The sequence below is a fragment of the Streptomyces diastatochromogenes genome (genome assembly GCF_002242805.1).
Taxonomy (GTDB): domain Bacteria; phylum Actinomycetota; class Actinomycetes; order Streptomycetales; family Streptomycetaceae; genus Streptomyces; species Streptomyces diastatochromogenes.
This window is the reverse complement of record NZ_MCGQ01000048.1, coordinates 25,957-42,523: the sequence shown is the minus strand read 5'-3', so window position 1 is coordinate 42,523 and position 16,567 is coordinate 25,957. Positions and strand designations below refer to the sequence as shown.

General features: G+C 72.3%; 13 protein-coding genes and 1 pseudogene. 5 read left to right on the top strand and 9 right to left on the bottom strand.

The window, feature by feature from the left end; all coding sequences use genetic code 11:
• Positions 1 to 62: 62 nt before the first annotated feature.
• A complete protein-coding gene (locus BEK98_RS40085; RefSeq protein WP_094221718.1) occupies positions 63 to 1,235 on the bottom strand; it encodes a serine hydrolase domain-containing protein in 1,173 nt (390 codons plus the stop codon).
• A gap of 334 nt (positions 1,236 to 1,569) precedes the next feature.
• Between BEK98_RS40085 and BEK98_RS40080 the strand changes: the two genes are divergently transcribed.
• The 3 genes and pseudogenes from BEK98_RS40080 (at position 1,570) to BEK98_RS40070 (ending at position 5,146) form a co-directional block, all read left to right on the top strand.
• Positions 1,570 to 3,333 carry a M4 family metallopeptidase gene (locus tag BEK98_RS40080; protein WP_094221717.1) on the top strand — a complete coding sequence of 588 codons (1,764 nt, stop codon included), beginning with the start codon at positions 1,570 to 1,572 and terminating at the stop codon, positions 3,331 to 3,333.
• Positions 3,334 to 3,400: 67 nt separating this feature from the next.
• Positions 3,401 to 3,926 (top strand): annotated as a pseudogene (locus BEK98_RS40075) (glycosyl hydrolase family 95 catalytic domain-containing protein); the annotation flags it as partial.
• A complete protein-coding gene (locus BEK98_RS40070; RefSeq protein ID WP_094221716.1) occupies positions 3,923 to 5,146 on the top strand; it encodes an SGNH/GDSL hydrolase family protein in 1,224 nt (407 codons plus the stop codon). The pseudogene BEK98_RS40075 and the gene BEK98_RS40070, both read left to right, overlap by 4 nt.
• A gap of 18 nt (positions 5,147 to 5,164) precedes the next feature.
• Here BEK98_RS40070 and BEK98_RS40065 read toward each other — a convergent pair whose 3' ends face one another.
• The 5 genes from BEK98_RS40065 to BEK98_RS40045 all read right to left on the bottom strand — a co-directional run bounded on the left by BEK98_RS40065 (position 5,165) and on the right by BEK98_RS40045 (position 12,136).
• A complete protein-coding gene (locus BEK98_RS40065; protein ID WP_094221715.1) occupies positions 5,165 to 8,107 on the bottom strand; it encodes a helix-turn-helix transcriptional regulator in 2,943 nt (980 codons plus the stop codon).
• Between the two features lie 55 nt (positions 8,108 to 8,162).
• Positions 8,163 to 8,513 (bottom strand): UBP-type zinc finger domain-containing protein, encoded by a 351-nt coding sequence (locus BEK98_RS40060; protein ID WP_094221714.1) that lies wholly within the window; start codon positions 8,511 to 8,513, stop codon positions 8,163 to 8,165.
• Positions 8,510 to 9,988, bottom strand: a complete 1,479-nt coding sequence (locus tag BEK98_RS40055) for an ATP-binding protein (protein WP_094221713.1) — start codon at positions 9,986 to 9,988, stop codon at positions 8,510 to 8,512. Before BEK98_RS40055 ends, BEK98_RS40060 begins: the two co-directional genes overlap by 4 nt.
• Entirely contained in the window at positions 9,985 to 11,661 is a 1,677-nt protein-coding gene (locus BEK98_RS40050; protein WP_094221712.1) for an NAD(P)/FAD-dependent oxidoreductase, read from the bottom strand. Before BEK98_RS40050 ends, BEK98_RS40055 begins: the two co-directional genes overlap by 4 nt.
• 121 nt (positions 11,662 to 11,782) lie before the next feature.
• Positions 11,783 to 12,136, bottom strand: a complete 354-nt coding sequence (locus BEK98_RS40045; protein WP_094221711.1) for a VOC family protein — start codon at positions 12,134 to 12,136, stop codon at positions 11,783 to 11,785.
• Between the two features lie 55 nt (positions 12,137 to 12,191).
• On the opposite strand from BEK98_RS40045, the gene BEK98_RS40040 reads away from it, so the two are divergent.
• Positions 12,192 to 13,058: a universal stress protein gene (locus BEK98_RS40040; protein ID WP_094221710.1), complete on the top strand. Its 867-nt coding sequence runs from the start codon at positions 12,192 to 12,194 to the stop codon at positions 13,056 to 13,058.
• Positions 13,059 to 13,067: 9 nt separating this feature from the next.
• On the opposite strand, the gene BEK98_RS40035 is transcribed toward BEK98_RS40040, so the two are convergent.
• From BEK98_RS40035 to BEK98_RS40025, 3 genes are all read right to left on the bottom strand, one after another.
• Positions 13,068 to 14,303, bottom strand: coding sequence for a DUF4032 domain-containing protein (locus tag BEK98_RS40035; protein ID WP_094221709.1), 1,236 nt, complete (start codon positions 14,301 to 14,303; stop codon positions 13,068 to 13,070).
• A gap of 31 nt (positions 14,304 to 14,334) precedes the next feature.
• Complete coding sequence (locus tag BEK98_RS40030; RefSeq protein WP_094221708.1) at positions 14,335 to 15,081, bottom strand: MBL fold metallo-hydrolase; 747 nt, start codon at positions 15,079 to 15,081, stop codon at positions 14,335 to 14,337.
• An 82-nt stretch (positions 15,082 to 15,163) separates the two neighbouring features.
• Entirely contained in the window at positions 15,164 to 15,790 is a 627-nt protein-coding gene (locus BEK98_RS40025) for an alpha-ketoglutarate-dependent dioxygenase AlkB (protein WP_094221707.1), read from the bottom strand.
• Between the two features lie 113 nt (positions 15,791 to 15,903).
• On the opposite strand from BEK98_RS40025, the gene BEK98_RS40020 reads away from it, so the two are divergent.
• Positions 15,904 to 16,530 carry a TetR/AcrR family transcriptional regulator gene (locus tag BEK98_RS40020; protein WP_094221706.1) on the top strand — a complete coding sequence of 209 codons (627 nt, stop codon included), beginning with the start codon at positions 15,904 to 15,906 and terminating at the stop codon, positions 16,528 to 16,530.
• The last annotated feature ends 37 nt before the right edge of the window (positions 16,531 to 16,567 follow it).

The following is a 16,567-nucleotide window of genomic DNA, read 5'->3' as shown; positions in this document are numbered from 1 at the left end:
ATATGCGGCTCCGCCGCGTGGGCGCGACCAGCCCCCGCGACCCGCACCCGACAACGAAGCCCCTACTCCTTCACATCCGACTTCGCCTGCTTCCCACAGAACGCCGACTCCAGAGTCCCCGCAAGAGTGCTGAGCACCTTCGCGTTGTTGGACGTGTTGGCCACAGCCGTAAGGCTCCGCTTCCCGTCCTTGGACGCGAACGCATACGTGTAATACCCCTGCACCGCCCCGGTGTGCCCGTAGACAGACACCCCGCACGACAGATCCCGCCGCCGCAGCCCCAGCCCGTACCACGTGGTGCTGTTGACCGGACTGAACCGCTCCATCTCCCCGAGCCGCGCAGCGGACAGCAGCTTCCCCCGCAGCAGCGCCGAGTAGAACGTGTTCAGGTCCCGCGCGCTGGAGATGATCGCGCCGGCGCTCTGCGCCCACGACACCGTCTGCGCGGTCGCGTCGATCAGCTGGGCGCCGGCCGTGTCCGGGGTGAGGTACCCGCGCGCGTGCCGGCCCGGGATCCTGGTGTCGGGGTGGACGTAGAAAGTGTCGGTCAGCTGCAGCGGGTTGACGATACGGTTCTCGTACTCGGTCTTCACGGAGTGCCCGGTGAGCTTCTCGATGAGCATGCCCGCGACGACGAAGTTCGTGTTGGAGTAGGAGTAGGCGGCGCCGGGCGCGTTGGTGCGGGGCTTCTGCAGGGAGAGGGCGACGAGTTGCTGGTACGTGTAGACCTTGTTCCGTACCGCCTCGAAGCCGGACACGCTCTTGGCGAACATGTCGTCGGTGTAGTCGTACAGGCCGCTGCGGTGGCTCAGGATGTGCCGGACCGTGATGCGGTCGTCCGGCAGCAGCTTGGGCAGGTAGCGGTTGACCGGGGCGTCCAGGTCCAGTTTGTGCTCGTCGGCCAGCTGCAGCAGGACCACGGCCGAGAAGGACTTGGTGACGCTGCCGATGCGGAAGCGGTCGTCGGTGCTGATGCCCTGCCCCGTGCCGCGGTCGGCGACGCCCCGGCTCAGCCGGTACGTGCTGCCGTCGTCGTCGATCCGGGCCAGCGCACCGGGAGCGCCCTGCGCCACCGCCGAGCGCAGCACCGCGTCGAGGCCGGTGGTGTCGGGCGCCGGAAGCGCCGCCGGCGTGGGTGCGTACGGCTCCGCGGTCGCGGCCCGCGCCGGGACCGCGAGCAGCGACAGCGCGACCGCTCCGAGTACCGCACCCCTGCCCACCCTTGCTGAGACCATCCGGCTCTCACTCCCATCCATGCGGTTTCTGATGCGACATCGGTCACATTCCGGCCTGGGAACCTAGGGGATCAGGGCAACGTCTCCACAGCCGACACACAGTTGGTCCTATCGTGATCACTCTGCGGAAGGCATTCGTAAAGAATTGCCATAGAAATCCGCGAAATGGATCATTCCGGCTTTACGTGCGCATGACCGATACGTAAGGGTTCTCCCCGGGGCCCGACCAGCCTCCGTGGCGCCCAACAGCGCCATGTCTCAAGGCGGTTGGTGATCCCGGCCGCCTTCGAACGAAGGAACCTTGATCAGATTGCGTAGACCGCACATACGCACTGTGGCGGTCGCCGTCGCGGTGACGACGGCTGCCACGGGCCTGGCCGGTACGGCTTTCGCGGGTCCCTCCACGGGGGTGGAGCGGACCTCCGCGTCCGCCGCCACGACGTCCACGGTGGTGGTGGAGGCGGCGCGCACCGCGGCCTTCGCCCACACCGCGGCGACGGGTGTCTCGCAGGGCGACGACCTCCAGGCCCAGGACGTGATGATCGACCCCGACGGGTCGCGCCACGTTCGCTTCGTCCGCACCCACAACGGACTGCCGGTGCTCGGCGGCGACCTCGTCGTCCACCTGAACCGGCAGCTGGCCTACACGGGCGTCACCCGTGCGGCCGGCCACGCCGTCAAGACCTCCGCCGCTCAGGCGAAGCTGACCGCGGGTCAGGCCGCGGCCAAGGCCGCCCAGGCCGCCAAGGGCGACGCGGGCGAGGCCGAGCTGGTGGTGGACGCCCGCGACGGCTCCTCCGCTCTCGCCTACCAGGTGACGGTCACCGACAAGGGCACCTCCAGCACGGTCGTCATCGACGCCGTCACCGGCAAGGTGCGCAGCAACACGCCCGACGCGGACCAGTTCCTGTCGCCGAAGCTGGTCGACACGCTGCGCAAGCGCGGCGAGACCATCGACCCGGCCACCGGCATCGGTTCCGACGCCTCCGCCGGTCTGCTCGGCTCGAGCGCTACCGGCGCGACGAGCTACCCCTCGACCGCGCACGGCACCGGCAAGACCCTCTTCGTGGGCAACGTCGGTCTGACCACCACGGCGACCTCGCGCGGCCACTACCAGCTCAAGGACCCGACCCGGTACGGCACCGAGACCCGGGACGCCAAGGGCAAGTACACGGAGAGCTTCGGCGCGGGCACGAAGTTCACCAACACTACCAACGTGTGGGGCAACAACAAGACCACCAGCCGTGCCAGCGCGGCCGCCGACGCCCAGTACGGCGTGACCAAGACCCTGGACTTCTACAAGAAGACCTTCAACCGCAAGGGCATCGCCAACAACAGCAAGGCCGCCCGCGCGATGGTCCACTGGGGCAACAAGGTCGCCAACGCCTTCTGGGACCCGACCTGCAACTGCATGCTGTACGGCGACGGCGACGGCACCATGTTCAAGAAGCCGCTCGTCGTCCTCGACGTCACCGGTCACGAGCTGACCCACGGCGTGGTCGAGGCCACCGCCAAGCTCGAGCCGACCTTCGTCGACTCCGACGGCAACCAGTACGGCGAGCCCGGCTCGCTGAACGAGTCGCTCGCGGACATCTTCGGCTCCAACGTGGAGTTCTACGCGAACAACACGAAGGACACGCCGGACTACCTGATCGGCGAGAAGCTGGGCCTGGACCAGAAGTTCCTGCGCCGCCTCGACCACCCGTCGCTCGACAAGCTCGAGGGCACGATCGACTACTGGTCGCCGGACACGTACTACACCGAGGTGCACGCCGGTTCCGGTGTCTCCTCGCACGCCTACTACCTCCTCGCGGAGGGCAGCGGCAAGAAGACGATCAACGGCGTGAACTACAACTCGCCGACCTACGACGGCTCCACGGTGAAGGGCATCGGCCGCACCAAGGCCACCGCCATCTTCTACCGTGCGCTGACCCGCTACATGGTCTCCACCACCGACTTCCACCAGGCGCGCATCGCGACGCTGAAGGCGGCCAAGGACCTGTACGGCGCGACCAGCACCGAGTACAAGACGGTGGACAAGGCGTGGGCCGCGGTCAACGTCACCGCCGCCAACACGCCGTCGGGCGTCCGTCACTGACGCACGGCAGCACACACCAGCACCACCGGATGCCCCGCCTCGCGCGGGGCATCCGCATGTCCGGAGTACCGTCGGCGCACTCCGCGACCGCCTCCACCTCCCGGCCGTGAGCCCGAAGACGGGCGGGCTGGAGGAGTGGATGTCCCCGGACAACCTCGGCGAGACCACTCACCGGCACCTGTCCCCGCTCGTCGGCCTCTTCCCCGGCGGCTCCACCCCGGCCGACATCGTCGCCGGCGCCACCGCCCTGCCCGTCCAGTGGCGGCAGCAACGGCACCGCTCCCCACCTCTTCGGCATCGGGGCATCTTCCAGATCGACACCAACTTCGGCACTCCGGCCGCCACGGTGGAGATGCTGCTGTACTCCCGCCCCGGCCGTCTGGAACTCCTGCCCCGCCCTGCCCGACGCCTGGGCCGCCGCCGGGGCCCGCGGCGGCTTCGTCGTCGACCCGCGCCGGCGGGACGGGAAACGCACCGAGGTGCGGATCCGCAGCATCGGCGGCACCATGACCTCCGTGGGATACGCAGGCACGTCCCGGACGGTCCGCCTCGAGCCCGGTGAGTCCGTCACACCGAAGGACCTCGCGCCATGACCGGCCGGCTCGGGCGCTCCTGCCGGATCGCCACCGTCCTGCTGGTGGCCGTCGCCTGCCAGTCCGTCCCCGCCCGGGCCACCGTCGCCCGGCTGCCCGAGGCCACCACCCGGGCCACCGGAGTCGTCACCTGGGCGGCCAGTGCCGACCGGCTGGAGGAGGGCACCGCCGACCGCGGATACCGGCTCGTCGTGCACACCAGCGTCGGCGGCGGCGACCTGCGCATCCGCCTGTCCAACGCCTTCGGCGACCGCCCGCTGACCCTGGACAGCGTCTACGCCGGCCTGCAGCGCCAGGGCGCCGCACTCCGGCCGGGCAGCAACCGGCGGCTGACCTTCGGCGGCGCCCGCACGGTCACCGTCCCGGCCGGCGCCGTCGCGTGGAGCGACCCGCTGCCCGGAAAGCTCCCCGCCGCCGTCAACCTGGTCGTCAGCCTGCACACCCCGGACGCGACGGGCCCGGCCACCGGCCACGGGATGGCGATGCAGACGTCGTACCTGACCCAGGGCGACCACACCGCCGAGGCCGGCGCGGCCGACTGGACCGAGACCACCGGCTCCTGGTGGTACCTCGACGCCGTCTCCGTACGCCCGTCGAACGGCGCCACCGGTGCCGTCGCCGTGCTCGGCGACTCCATCACCGACGGCTGGCAGTCCACCACCGACCTCAACCGGCGCTGGCCCGACTACCTGGCCCGGCGCCTCGGCACGGCCGGGACGACCGTCAAGGGCGTGGCCGACGAGGGCATCTCCGGCAACAAGGTCCTCGCGGACGGCGCCGGGCAGAGCGCTCTCCACCGGCTCGACCGGGACGTCCTCGCCCTGCCCGGTGTGCGCACCGTCTTCCTCTTCGAGGGGGTGAACGACCTCAAGGCCCACACCGGCGTCACCGCGGCCGACCTGATAGCCGGATACCGGGAGATCGTCCAGCGGGCGCACGCGGCCGGGAAGTGCGTGGTGGCCGCGACCGTCGGCCCGTTCGAGGGCTGGTCCGAATGGGACCCGGCCGCCGAAGCCGTACGCCAGGACGTCAACCGGTTCATCCTCACCAGCGGGGAGTTCGACGCGGTCACCGACTTCGACCACACCCTGCGCAGCCCCTACGTCCGCGAACGGATCCTGCCCTTCTTCGACAACGGCGACCATCTGCACCCCAACGACAAGGGCATGCATGCCCTGGCCGAAGCCGTCGACCCGGGCAGCCTCGACTGCACCCGCTGACACCCCGGGCCGGCCGGGTCACCCCGAACCGGTCGGCTCCGGTGCGATCAGCCCCTGGCGGTAGGCGACCGCCACCGCCTCCGTACGGCTCGCGGCGCCCAGCTTGGCCAGGATGTTGGAGACGTGCACGCTGGCCGTCTTCCCGGTGATGAACAGCTCCTCGCCGATCTGCCGGTTGCTGCGCCCACGCGCGAGCAGCCGCAGCACGTCCTGCTCCCGCGCGGTCAGCGCCGCGACGCGGTCCTCGCCGGGCGAAGGGACCGCGCGTATCAGCTCGTCGGCGCGCTCCAGCAGGGGTACGGCACCGAGCGCGGCCGCCGTCCGCCGGGCCTCCCGCGCACACTCCACCGCCTCCGCGCCACGGCCGGCCGCCATCAGGGCCCGCGCATGGCGCAGCCGGCACCGGGCCTGCTCGTAGTTGTCGCCGTACCCGAACGCGGCGACCGCCTTCTCCCAGGCCGCCGGATCCGGCCCCGACACGGCAGCGGCCCACTCCGCCTCGGCGCGGGCCAGCCACGCCTGCCCCTCCGGCCCCTGCGGACGGCCCTCCTCGTCCCGCCCGGCCGAGCCGCGCGCCTGCTCCAGCAGCTCGGTCGCGGTGTCCGTCCAGCGGCGCAGCTCCCGCTCGTCCCCGCCCCGGCGCAGCTCGGCGGCGCGATCGGCGACGGCCGCGAGGCAGAGGGCGGCGAGCCGGACGGTCACGTCGGGCCGCCGTCCCGAGTCGTCGCCGAGCGCCGTCAGCGTCGCCCGCATCCGCTCCACGGCCGCCTCCGGGTCGCCACGCAGCGATGCGGCGTCGGTGAGGACGATGCCGGCGATCAGCGTGCCCATCCAGTTGAACGGGCCGTCCAGCAGGGCGTGCGCCCGCTCGACCGCTCCGAGATCCCCGCGTGCCACCGCCACGTACAGCGCGGGGCCCGCCGCGAAGGCGCCCGTGGCGGGCAGCCCCGCCTCGGCGTCGGCCGCCACCCGCAGGCACTCGTCCCAGCGGCCGAGCGTGTACATCGCCAGCAGCTGCAGATGCCGCATCCCCAGCGGATAGGGCGAGGACAGCAGGCCGGCCCGGCGGGCCCGCTCCAGCGCCTCGGTCAACAGCCGCAGACAGGCGTCGAGGTCGCCGGCCTCGAAGCGGCTGATGGCCTGGTTGAACAGCGCCCGCATCTCCACGGGACTGTGCCGGGCCGAGCGTGCCAGCTCCCGGGCCTGCCGCAGCGTCTCCTGGCCCTGCGCCGAGCGCCGGCCGCCTCCTTCGAGGTTGGCCAGGGAGACCAGCAGATCGGCCTGGGCGTCGGCCATGCCCAGCTCCTCCGCGGCCCCCAGGGCGCGCCGGGCGATGCTCAGGGCCGTCTCGTCCGCGCCGAGGTGACGGGCCGCCATGACATGCGTGGCCGCCGCCCACACCCAGGTCCGCGACGGCGGCTCGGCCGGGATCAGCGCCAGCGCCTCGCTGCTGTACCGGAAGGCGGCCTGCAGCCGGTCCACGGTGAGCAGGTTCCCGGCGAGGGTGTAGCGGATCCGGGCGGCGAGCGCGGAGTCGGCGTCCTGGCCGACCTCGGCGAGCGCGGCCCGGGTGAGGGAGACCGCACGGTGGGAGTCCCCGGCGTGCGCGGCCGCGGCGGAGGCGCGCAGCGTCAGCGTGACCGGGTCGACCCCGTCGGCGCCGGGCCGCGCCTCGGACGGCACCGAGGACCACAGGTCCAGGGCGGTCTCCAGGTGCCGCAGCTCCTCGGCCGGGGCACCCAGCCGCTGGGCGTGGTCGGCCGCCTCCAGGGACGCGGTCAGCGCCTCGGGCAGGTCGTGGCTCTCGCGGTAGTGGTGGGCGCGCTCGGCGGCGGTCTCCGCGGTGTGCCCGCGCGCGGCGAGCAGGCGGGCGTACGCGCCGTGCAGCCGGGACCGCTCGCCGGGCAGCAGATCGGCGTAGACCGCCTCGCGCGTGAGGGCGTGCCGGAAGGCGTACGTGTCGCCGTCCCGGGGGACGAGCAGCTGCCGTCCCACGGCCTCGCGCAGCGCCGACTCCAGCTCGTCCTCGGGCAGCCCGGCGGCCTCCCGCAGCAGATCGTGCCCGACCCGGCGTCCGGCCACCGCGGCCGTCCGCAGCACCTGCTGGGCCGTCTCCGACAACTGCTCGACCCGGATCAGCAGTAGGTCGGCCAGCGCGCTGGGCACCCCGTCGGCGTCCGCGCCGGCCGCCGCGACCAGCTCCTCCGCGTAGAAGGCGTTGCCCTCGGCACGCGCGACGATGCCGCGCACGGTGGCCTCGGGCAGCGGGCGCTCCGGCAGGGCCCGCACCAGCCGGGCGACCTCCGCGTCGGGTAGCGGCCGCAGCTCCAGGCGCTCCACGGCCGGCAGCCGCACCAGCTCGGCGAGCAGGGGGCGCAGGGGATGGCGGCGGTGCAGATCGTCGGCGCGGTAGGAGGCGAGCACCGCGAGCCGCCGGCCGGGGCCGGGCCGGTGCAACACGCCCCGGCTGAGCAGGAAGCGCAGCAGGTCGCGGGAGGACTGGTCGGCCCAGTGCAGGTCCTCCAGGACGAGCAGCAGCGGTGCGGCGGCGGCCAGGTCGGCGAGCAGTCCGGCGACGTCCTCGAAGAGCCTGAGCCGCCCGCCGGGGTCCCGTGCCGGGTCCGCTCCCGCGCCCAGCAGCCGGTCGGCCGCGGGGTGCGTGGCGAGCACGGCCGCGTACCGCTCGTCGGCGGCGAGCACACCGAGGATCTCGGTGAACGGCAGATACGGCAGACCGACGTCACCGAGGTCCACACAGTGCCCGGTGACCACGGTCGTCCCGGCCCGCGCAGCCCGCCCGGCGACCTCGTCCAGCAGCCGGGTCTTGCCGACCCCCGCGTCCCCGGCGATCAGCACCGCTCGCGCCGCACCGCCCCGGGCACGCTCCAGTACGCCCGTGAGCCGGGCCAGTTCCCCGTCCCGGCCGATCAACGGCGGTGTGATGAAGGCGGTCTGTGACACGGCCCCATCCTGACACGCGGCAACGACAATGACCGCGTGCCTGACCTGCGGGCGTTCAGCGCAGCGTCTCGGCCCAGTCGGCGGGCACCCGCCCGGCCGGACCCGGCGCCGGCTGGTCGGCCGGATGACTGACCGGAGGCTCGAGTTCGGGCCCGGACTCGTACAGCTCGTTCGTGTCGTAGTTCCAGAACCAGCCCTCGCCCGGCTCGAAGCTGCGGATCACCGGATGCCCGGTCTTCCGGTAGTGGCCGGTGGCGTGCTTGGCGGGGGAGTCGTCGCAGCAGCCGATGTGCCCGCACGTCGCGCACCGGCGCAGGTGGAACCACCAGCCGCCGGCCTCGTCGCACTCCACACACCCGGTGCCGCTCGGCGGAACGCTCGGGTCGATCGCGGCCTGGCCGCTCATGCTGCCTCCTCGGGGGTCGTCAGGGCGGACACCTCGTCGTCGGGCGTCTCGGCGGTCAGCGGCAGCAGCACCTGGAAACGGGTGTCGCCGGGCACCGACTCGACCTGCAGGGTGCCGTGGTGCTTGTTCACGACGATCCGCCAGGAGATGTCCAGGCCGAGCCCGGTGCCCTGACCGACCGGCTTGGTGGTGAAGAACGGATCGAAGATACGGCTCCTGATCTCCGGCGGGACGCCCGGGCCGGTGTCCCGGAACTCCACCAGCATCCGCTCGTGGTCCAGCGCCGTCCGCACGGTCAGCGTGCCGTCACCGCCCGCGCTGTTGATGGCGCACACCGCGTTGTCGATGAGGTTCGTCCACACCTGGTTCAGCTCCGCCGGATAACCGGGGACCTGCGGGAGCGTACGGTCGTAGTCCTTGACCACCTGGATGTGCGGGCCGATCTTGCCCGACAGCATCAGCAGTGTGCTGTCGAGGAGTTCGTGCACGTCCACCACCCGGTAGGGCGCCCGGTCCAGCTGCGAGTACTGCTTGGCCGCGTCGACCAGGTGCGAGATACGGGTGGTCGAGTCCTCGATCTCGTTCATCAACAGCTCGGTCTCGATGGTGTAGTTGAGCCAGCCGATCGCCCCGGGCAGGATCTCCTCGTCCACGGCCGCCGCGACCTGCTCCAGCCAGTCGATGTCGAGCCCGGCCTGCACGAAGGTCGGCGCCAGCTGCCAGCCGTAGTCGAGGCCGTGGTCCTCCAGCCACTCCGTGAGCATGTCCTCCCGGTCGGAGGCCTCCAGGGGGCTGAGCGCCGGAGCCTTGGCGACCCGTTCGGCGGTGCGCTCCTGGATCTCGATCAGGCCGGCCAACGCGTCCCGGGAGAACGGGCCTTCGGCGATCACGGCGAGCTTGTGCCGCATCTTCGCGACCCGCTCCCGCAGGGTCGACGTCGCCCGGACCGCCGCCGCGGCCGGGTTGTTCAGCTCATGGGTGAGCCCAGCGGACAGCGAGCCGAGCGCCAGCAGCCGCTCCCGCTGCCCGATCATGGCCTGGGTGTTCTTCGAACCGAAGAACAGCCCCTCCAGCAGGTGCACGGCCATCGGGAACCACTCGCTGATGACGGCCGCGAAGGTGTCCGCCGGCAGCACGAAGAACCGCGTCGGCTCGGTCACCCGCATCGAGTTGTTGTACACCTGCCGCACCCGGTCCCCGAGGTACGCCTGCATGGCGCCCGCGTACGCCCCGCGCTGCGAGCTGCGGGTGACCTCCACATCGGTGCCGCCGACCTGGCGGGACAGCACGACCGTGCCCTCGATCATCACGAAGAAGCAGGTGGCCTGGTCACCCTCGGCGTACACCGGGCCGGGCTGGAACAGCTCCACCCGGCCCTCGCTGCACAGCCGGCCCAACTGCTCCGGCGTCAGCTTCTCGAACAGGAACAGGGAGCCGATCTCCTTGGGACTGCACGGCATCAACTGCCCGCTCATGACTGCTCCAGATACCGGTGGACGAGCATGACGGCCATGGCTCCCTCTCCGACGGCGGACGCGACACGCTTGGCGGACTCGGCACGGGCGTCGCCCGCCACGAACACGCCGGGAATGCTGGTCTCCAGGTGGTACGGCGGCCGGTCCAGCTCCCAGCTCACCGGCGGCCGCCCGTCGGGGGTCAGATCGGGCCCGGAGAGGATGAACCCGCGCTCGTCGCGCAGCACGGTGTCGCCCAGCCAGTCGGTCAGCGGAGCCGCGCCGATGAACACGAACATCCACTGCGCGTCGACCTGTTCGCTCTCACCGCTCGCCACATGACGCAGCGTCAGCCGCTCCAGCCGGTCAGAACCGTGCGCGGCGTCGACCACCGTGTGACTGCGCACCTCGATGTTCGGGGCCTCGTTGATCTGCTGGATCAGGTAGTACGACATCGACGCCGACAGGTCGGGGCCGCGCACCAGCAGCGTCACCGACTTGGCGAACCTGGACAGGTACATCGCCGCCTGGCCCGCCGAGTTGGCGCCGCCGACGATGTACACGTCGTGCCCCTGGCAGCCGGCCGCCTCGGTCAGCGCGGAGCCGTAGAACACCCCGCAGCCGGTCAGATCGGTGCAGCCCTGGGCCTCCAGCTGGCGGTACTGCACGCCCGTCGCCAGGATGATGCTGTGCGCCGCGATCGCCGAGCCGTCCGCGAACCGGACGATCCGGGCCGCGCCGTTGACCTCGAGACCCGTCACCTCGCGCGCGGTCAGGATCTCGGCGCCGAACTTGGCCGCCTGCCGCCGTGCCCGGTCGGTGAGCTGGGCACCCGAGACACCGTCCGGGAAGCCGAGGTAGTTCTCGATCCGGGAGCTCTGCCCGGCCTGCCCGCCGGTCGCCGACCGCTCCACGAGCACGGTCCTGAGCCCCTCCGAGGCGCCGTACACCGCCGCGCCGAGCCCGGCAGGACCGCCGCCGATCACGACGAGGTCGTAGAAGTCCGCCGTCGGCGTCGTCGCCAGACCCACCTGTGCGGCCAACTCGGGCGCCTCGGGCTCGACCAGCACCGTGCCGTCCGGGGTGATCACCAGCGGCAGCCGCTGCCCGTCCTGCCCGGCCGCGGCCAGCAGCCGCTGTCCCTCCGGCTCCTCCACCGAGTACCAGCGGTACGGCACCTGGTTGCGGGCCAGGAACTCACGCACGTCCGACGACCGCGCCGACCAGCGGTGCCCCACGACCTTGGTGCTGGGCACGGGCCGGTAGTCGCTGTGCCGCCACGCCTCCAGCAGGTCGTCCAGCACCGGATAGAGCTTCTCCTCCGGCGGATCCCACGGCTTGAGCAGATAGTGATCGAGATCGACGACGTTGATCGCGTCGATCGCCGCGCTGGTGTCCGCGTACGCCGTGAGCAGCACGCGCCGGGCCCCCGGATACACGTCCAGGGCCTGCTCCAGGAAGTCGATGCCGTTCATCTGCGGCATCCGGTAGTCGGCGAGGATCACGGCCACCAGGTCGCCGCGCAGCTTCAGCTCGCGCAGCGCCTCCAGCGCGGACTCTCCCGACTCGGCGCGCACGATCCGGTACGACGCGCCGTAGCGCCGCCTGAGGTCACGGGCGACGGCACGGGAGACCCCCGGGTCGTCGTCCACGGTCAGAATGACGGTCCGTGCTGCGTCGGCACCCTGTGCCATGCGTCTCCCACCCCGAGCGATCGGATCCACGGGGCGGTGTCGCTGGGGCCACCGCACCGGCTCCCGCCCATCGTATGTTCGATCGCCGGGGTTCGCTCCGGGATGGCGGAGGACCGGGATCTCAGCCTTGGCGCCGGCCCAGCACGCAGAACTCGTTGCCCTCGGGATCCGCGAGCGTCACCCACGGCTGCTCACCCTGCCCGACGTCCGCGTGCCGGGCCCCGAGGGACAGCAGCCGGGCCACCTCGGCCGCCTGGTCGTCGGGCCGGAAGTCGAGATGCAGCCGGTTCTTGATCGTCTTCTTCTCCGGCACGGGTACGAAGAGCAGCCCCGGCAGCCGGTCCGGCGCCGGCCGGATCTCGTACTCGTCGGAGGCGTCGTCGACCACCACCCACCCGAGCGCTTCGGCCCACCAGCGGCCCAGGGCCACCGGGTCGGCCGCGTCGACGATCACCTGTTCCCATTCCAAGGGCATGCCCGCAGCGTAGTGAAGACTGGCCGTAGACGCCCGAGGACTTGGAGGCCCGCGCATGACACGCCCGATCACGGCAGGGGTGGACGGTACGGAGGAGAGCCTGGCCGCGCTGGACTGGGCGGGCCGGGAGGCCGTACGCCGGGGGCTGCCGCTGCGCGTGGTGCACGCCTGGCGGTTCCACGAGGCCCTGGGCGCGGTCGACCGGGACACCCAGCACGGCTGGGTGTCGGACGGGGTGGCGGAGGCCGTGCGCGCCGTCTCCGCGCGCCATCCGGAGCTTCGGATGAGCGTCGACGTGTTCGAGGGCGGGGCCGTCGAGGCGCTGGTCGCCGCCGCGGCGGAGGCCGAGATGCTGGTGCTCGGCTCACGTGGGCACGGCACGGTGGTCGGGTTCCTGCTGGGCTCCGTCGGTCAGCAGGTGATAGCCGGGACGCACCGGCCCGTGGTCCTGGTGCGCGCCGGGAACGAGCCGGCGGCGGAGGCGGCCGGCCGGGACGTCGTCGTCGGCCAGCACGGCGCTCCGGAGGACAGCGCGGCCGCGCTGCGGTTCGCGTTCGAGACGGCGGCCGCCCGCGGCGCCACCGTCCGGGCCGTACGCGCCTGGACGCTGCCGCCGGTCTTCGCCTACAGCCCCGGTTCGCTGAAGCTCCTGGACGACGCCGGCGGTCTCGAACCGTACGAGCGGAAGGCCCTGGCCGAGGCGCTCCAGCCGTGGCGCGAGCGCTTCCCGCAGGTGCCCGTGGCCGAGCACATCGAGATGGGCAGCGCGGGGCAGGTACTGCTCTCGATGGCCGCCCGGGCCCAGCTGATGGTCGTCGGCCGCCGGGCGCACCGCACGGCGGTGGGCGCCCGCATCGGCTCGGTCGCGCACGGCGTGCTGCACCACGCCGAGTGCCCGGTGGCCGTGGTCCCGCACGAGTGACCTGGTGACCTAGTCGGGGGTCGTCGGCTCCAGGGTCGCGCGGGCCTTCGGCAGGACGTGCGCGATGTAGTCCTCGACCGCGGTGTCGAGGCCTATGTCGTGCTGCGCCTGCTCGGACAGGTACCAGCGGTGTTCGAGCAGTTCGTGGTAGATCTCGGCCGGGTCCATGGTGCCGCGCAGCTCCAGCGGGACCGCGCGGACGGTGGGCCGGAACACGTCCCGCACCCAGCGGTGGGCGAGCACCTCGGGGCGGGCGGCGAGGGGGTCGCCGGGCGCGTAGTCGTCCTGGGTGGCCATCCAGCTCTCCAGGTCGTTCAGCAGCCGCCGGGCCTGGTTCTCCTCGGCGTCGAGGCCGGTCAGCCGCAGCAGCTGGCGCTGGTGGTGGCCGGCGTCGACGACCTTGGGCACGAAGGTGACCGTGTCGCCGTTCGAGGAGTGCTCGATCTGCATCTCGGCCACGTCGAAGCCGAGGTCGTTCAGCCGGCGTATCCGGCGCTCTATGTAGTGGTACTTGCCCGCCGGGTACACCGAGGTGCGGGTCAGCTCCTGCCACAGGCCGGCGTAGCGGGTGCAGATCTCGTGGCCGAACTCGACGGGGTCGACGGACGGGTGCAGCGCGCCGGACGCCTCCAGGTCCAGCAGCTCGCCGCTGATGTTCACCCGGGCCAGGTCGAGGTCGTACTCCCGCTGCCCGGGGCTGAGCCGCGGGTGCAGGTCGCCCGTCTCGGCGTCCACCAGGTACGCGGCGTAGGCGCCCGCGTCCCGGCGGAACAGCGTGTTGGACAGCGAGCAGTCGCCCCAGGCGAACCCGGCCAGGTGCAGCCGCACCAGCAGCACCGCGAGGGCGTCCATCAGCCGGTGCATGGTCGCCGGCCGCATGGTCGTCTCGAACATCGAGCGGTACGGCTGCGAGCCGCGCAGATGCCGGGTCACCAGCACCGGCTCCAGCGGGGCGCCGTCGCGGTCGGTACGGCCGGTGACCACCGCGAGCGGGTCGACGGCGGGGATGCCCAGCCGGTCCAGGTCGCGCAGCAGCTCGTACTCGCGCAGTGCGGGCCGCTCGGCCAGCTCCTTGACGGCGATCACCTCGTCGCCGGCTCGCGCGTAGCGCACGACGTGCCGGGAGATGCCCCGGGGGAGCGGCACGAGGTACTCCTCGGGCCACTCCTCAAGGGGCACGTCCCAGGGGAGTTCGAGCAGGAGCGCGGGGTGCTCCGGGTTCGTGGCGCTGATCTGCAAGGCCATGGGACGAACCTTAAGGCCCCGCCGGACGTTCTCAGGAGGCGCGTTCCCTGGCCTGGTCGGCGGCGGCCCGCACCGAGCCCCGGTGGACGGGCCCGTGCCCGGGCAGCAGGGTGTCGCCGTCGAGCGCCCCGATCAGCTCCAGCGAGGCCAGGGCCCGGGGGCGCTCGTGGTGGAAGAAGTCGTGCAGCAGCTGGGGACCCTTGAGCCGCGAGGTCGCGTGGCCGCTGACCAGCGCGTCGCCGGAGATCACGATCCCGGCGTCGGGCAGGTGGTAGACGCAGTGGCCGTCCGTGTGGCCGGGGGTGTGCACCGGGACGGGCCGGCCCGGCAGGTCGAGCGCGCCCCCGGCCGGGAACGGCTCGGGAGCGGTGACCGGGTTGTGCGCGGTCCCGCCCACACGGATCACGTGCACCGCCCAGGGCACCACGCCGGGCCGCCAGGCATTGCGCACGACGTCGCCGATGGTGGCCTGCTGGAGGAACTCCCGGCGCGCGTGCGGGACTTCCGCCGGGTGCAGGTAGATGGGGGTGCCGTAGGTGCCGCGCAGGTACTCGGCGGAGCCGACGTGGTCGTTGTGCGCGTGGGTGATCAGTACGGCGGCGACCGCCTCGGGCGAACTGCCCACCGTGGCGAGGGATTCGAGGAGGCCCTGCCGGTCCCCGGGGTACCCGGTGTCCACCAGCGTGACGGCGTCCCCGTCCTTGAGGATCACCCAGTTGGTGTTGTGGCCGTGCACCAGGTAGGTGTCGTCGGCGACTTGGCGTACGTCTGCCTGCATGGTCTCTCCGAGGCCCTGAGCGACTGATCGAGGGGGACAGCCAACCAGATGCCGTACCGCCCGTCGCAAGAGGGTGGCCGCGTCACTGCACGCCGTGCGGCCGGAACTGGATGCTGATGCGCGGTCCCGCCGCCCGGGCGGTCTTGGGGACGCAGTGTTCCCAGGTGCGCTGGCAGGAGCCGCCCATCACGATGAGGTCGCCGTGCCCGAGCGGCCGCCGGACCGTCGTGCCGCCGTCGGCCGGCCGCAGCAGCAGGTCCCGGGGCGCGCCGACGGAGAGGATCGCGACCATCGTGTCCTCCCGGGCGCCCCGCCCGATCCGGTCGCCGTGCCAGGCCACACTGTCCCGTCCGTCGCGGTAGAAGCACAGCCCGGCGGTCGTGAACGGCTCGCCCAGCTCCGCCGCGTAGTGCGCGGACAGGGCCGCGCGGGCCTCGTCCAGGACGGGGTGCGGCAGCGGGTCCTGGGCCGCGTAGAAGGCGAGCAGCCGCGGTACGGCCACCACGTTGTCGTACATCTTGCGGCGCTCCGCCCGCCACGGGACCTCGGCCGCCAGCCGTTCGAACAGGGCGTCGGCGCCGCTCAGCCAGCCCGGCAGCACATCGATCCAGGCGCCCCGGCCCAGCTCGGTGCGGTGCAGCCCGTCGAGGGAGCCGAGCCGCAGCTCGTCGGTCTGGTCGAACAGGGAGCCCTGCAGATGCGTGGACATGGATCCAGCGTACCCCTGAATCGAAAATACGTTCCCATGGTGGAGAGTCTTTCGATACATCGATGTATCGGATACATTCCTGTATCGAACGGAGGTCGACGGAGGTCTCGGAGATGGCGGCGCAGGACACGGCCCGGCGGGTCACCAGGCGGCGGGCGCAGACGCGGGCCAACCTGCTCGACGCCGCCTTCGCGGTGTTCGCCGCCAAGGGCTTCGGCCGCGTCTCCATCGAGGAGGTCTGCGAGGCCGCCGGCTACAGCCGGGGCGCCTTCTACTCCAACTTCGCCACCCTGGACGAGCTGTTCTTCGCCCTCTACCGGGAACGCGCCGACCTCATCGCCGCCCAGGTGGCCGACGCCCTCGCCCAGGACGGGCCGGACCTCGACGTGCCCGCCTCCGTGGACCGGGTCACCGAGGTGCTGCTCCTCGACGTGGACTGGCTGCTGGTGAAGACCGACTTCCTGGTGCACGCGGCCCGCGACCCGGCTGTCGCCGAGGCGCTCCTCGACCACCGCACCCGGCTCCGCGAGGCCGTCGCCGACCGGCTCGCCAGGGCCCGCGGCCACACCGAACTGCCCGCCGTGCTCGGCGATGTCGAGGGCGCCGCCCGCGCGGTGGTCGCGGCCTACGACGGCGTCACCACCCAGCTGCTGCTGGACAAGGACCTCGACGCCGCCCGCACCTGGCTCAAGCAGCTGCTCACCGCCCTGCTGACCGACGGCAGCGGCACCCCCGTATGAGCCGCAGACGGAAGTACCGGAAGTAACCGAAGCAACC

What these genes read in the sequence shown, in the direction of transcription:
- BEK98_RS40085 (WP_094221718.1), bottom strand. Translation starts at nt 1,235, where the DNA reads ATGGTCTCAGCAAGGGTGGGCAGGGGTGCGGTACTCGGAGCGGTCGCG.
- BEK98_RS40070 (WP_094221716.1), top strand. Translation starts at nt 3,923, where the DNA reads ATGACCGGCCGGCTCGGGCGCTCCTGCCGGATCGCCACCGTCCTGCTG.
- BEK98_RS40060 (WP_094221714.1), bottom strand. Translation starts at nt 8,513, where the DNA reads ATGAGCGGCCAGGCCGCGATCGACCCGAGCGTTCCGCCGAGCGGCACC.
- BEK98_RS40055 (WP_094221713.1), bottom strand. Translation starts at nt 9,988, where the DNA reads ATGAGCGGGCAGTTGATGCCGTGCAGTCCCAAGGAGATCGGCTCCCTG.
- BEK98_RS40050 (WP_094221712.1), bottom strand. Translation starts at nt 11,661, where the DNA reads ATGGCACAGGGTGCCGACGCAGCACGGACCGTCATTCTGACCGTGGAC.
- BEK98_RS40045 (WP_094221711.1), bottom strand. Translation starts at nt 12,136, where the DNA reads ATGCCCTTGGAATGGGAACAGGTGATCGTCGACGCGGCCGACCCGGTG.
- BEK98_RS40040 (WP_094221710.1), top strand. Translation starts at nt 12,192, where the DNA reads ATGACACGCCCGATCACGGCAGGGGTGGACGGTACGGAGGAGAGCCTG.
- BEK98_RS40035 (WP_094221709.1), bottom strand. Translation starts at nt 14,303, where the DNA reads ATGGCCTTGCAGATCAGCGCCACGAACCCGGAGCACCCCGCGCTCCTG.
- BEK98_RS40030 (WP_094221708.1), bottom strand. Translation starts at nt 15,081, where the DNA reads ATGCAGGCAGACGTACGCCAAGTCGCCGACGACACCTACCTGGTGCAC.
- BEK98_RS40025 (WP_094221707.1), bottom strand. Translation starts at nt 15,790, where the DNA reads ATGTCCACGCATCTGCAGGGCTCCCTGTTCGACCAGACCGACGAGCTG.
- BEK98_RS40020 (WP_094221706.1), top strand. Translation starts at nt 15,904, where the DNA reads ATGGCGGCGCAGGACACGGCCCGGCGGGTCACCAGGCGGCGGGCGCAG.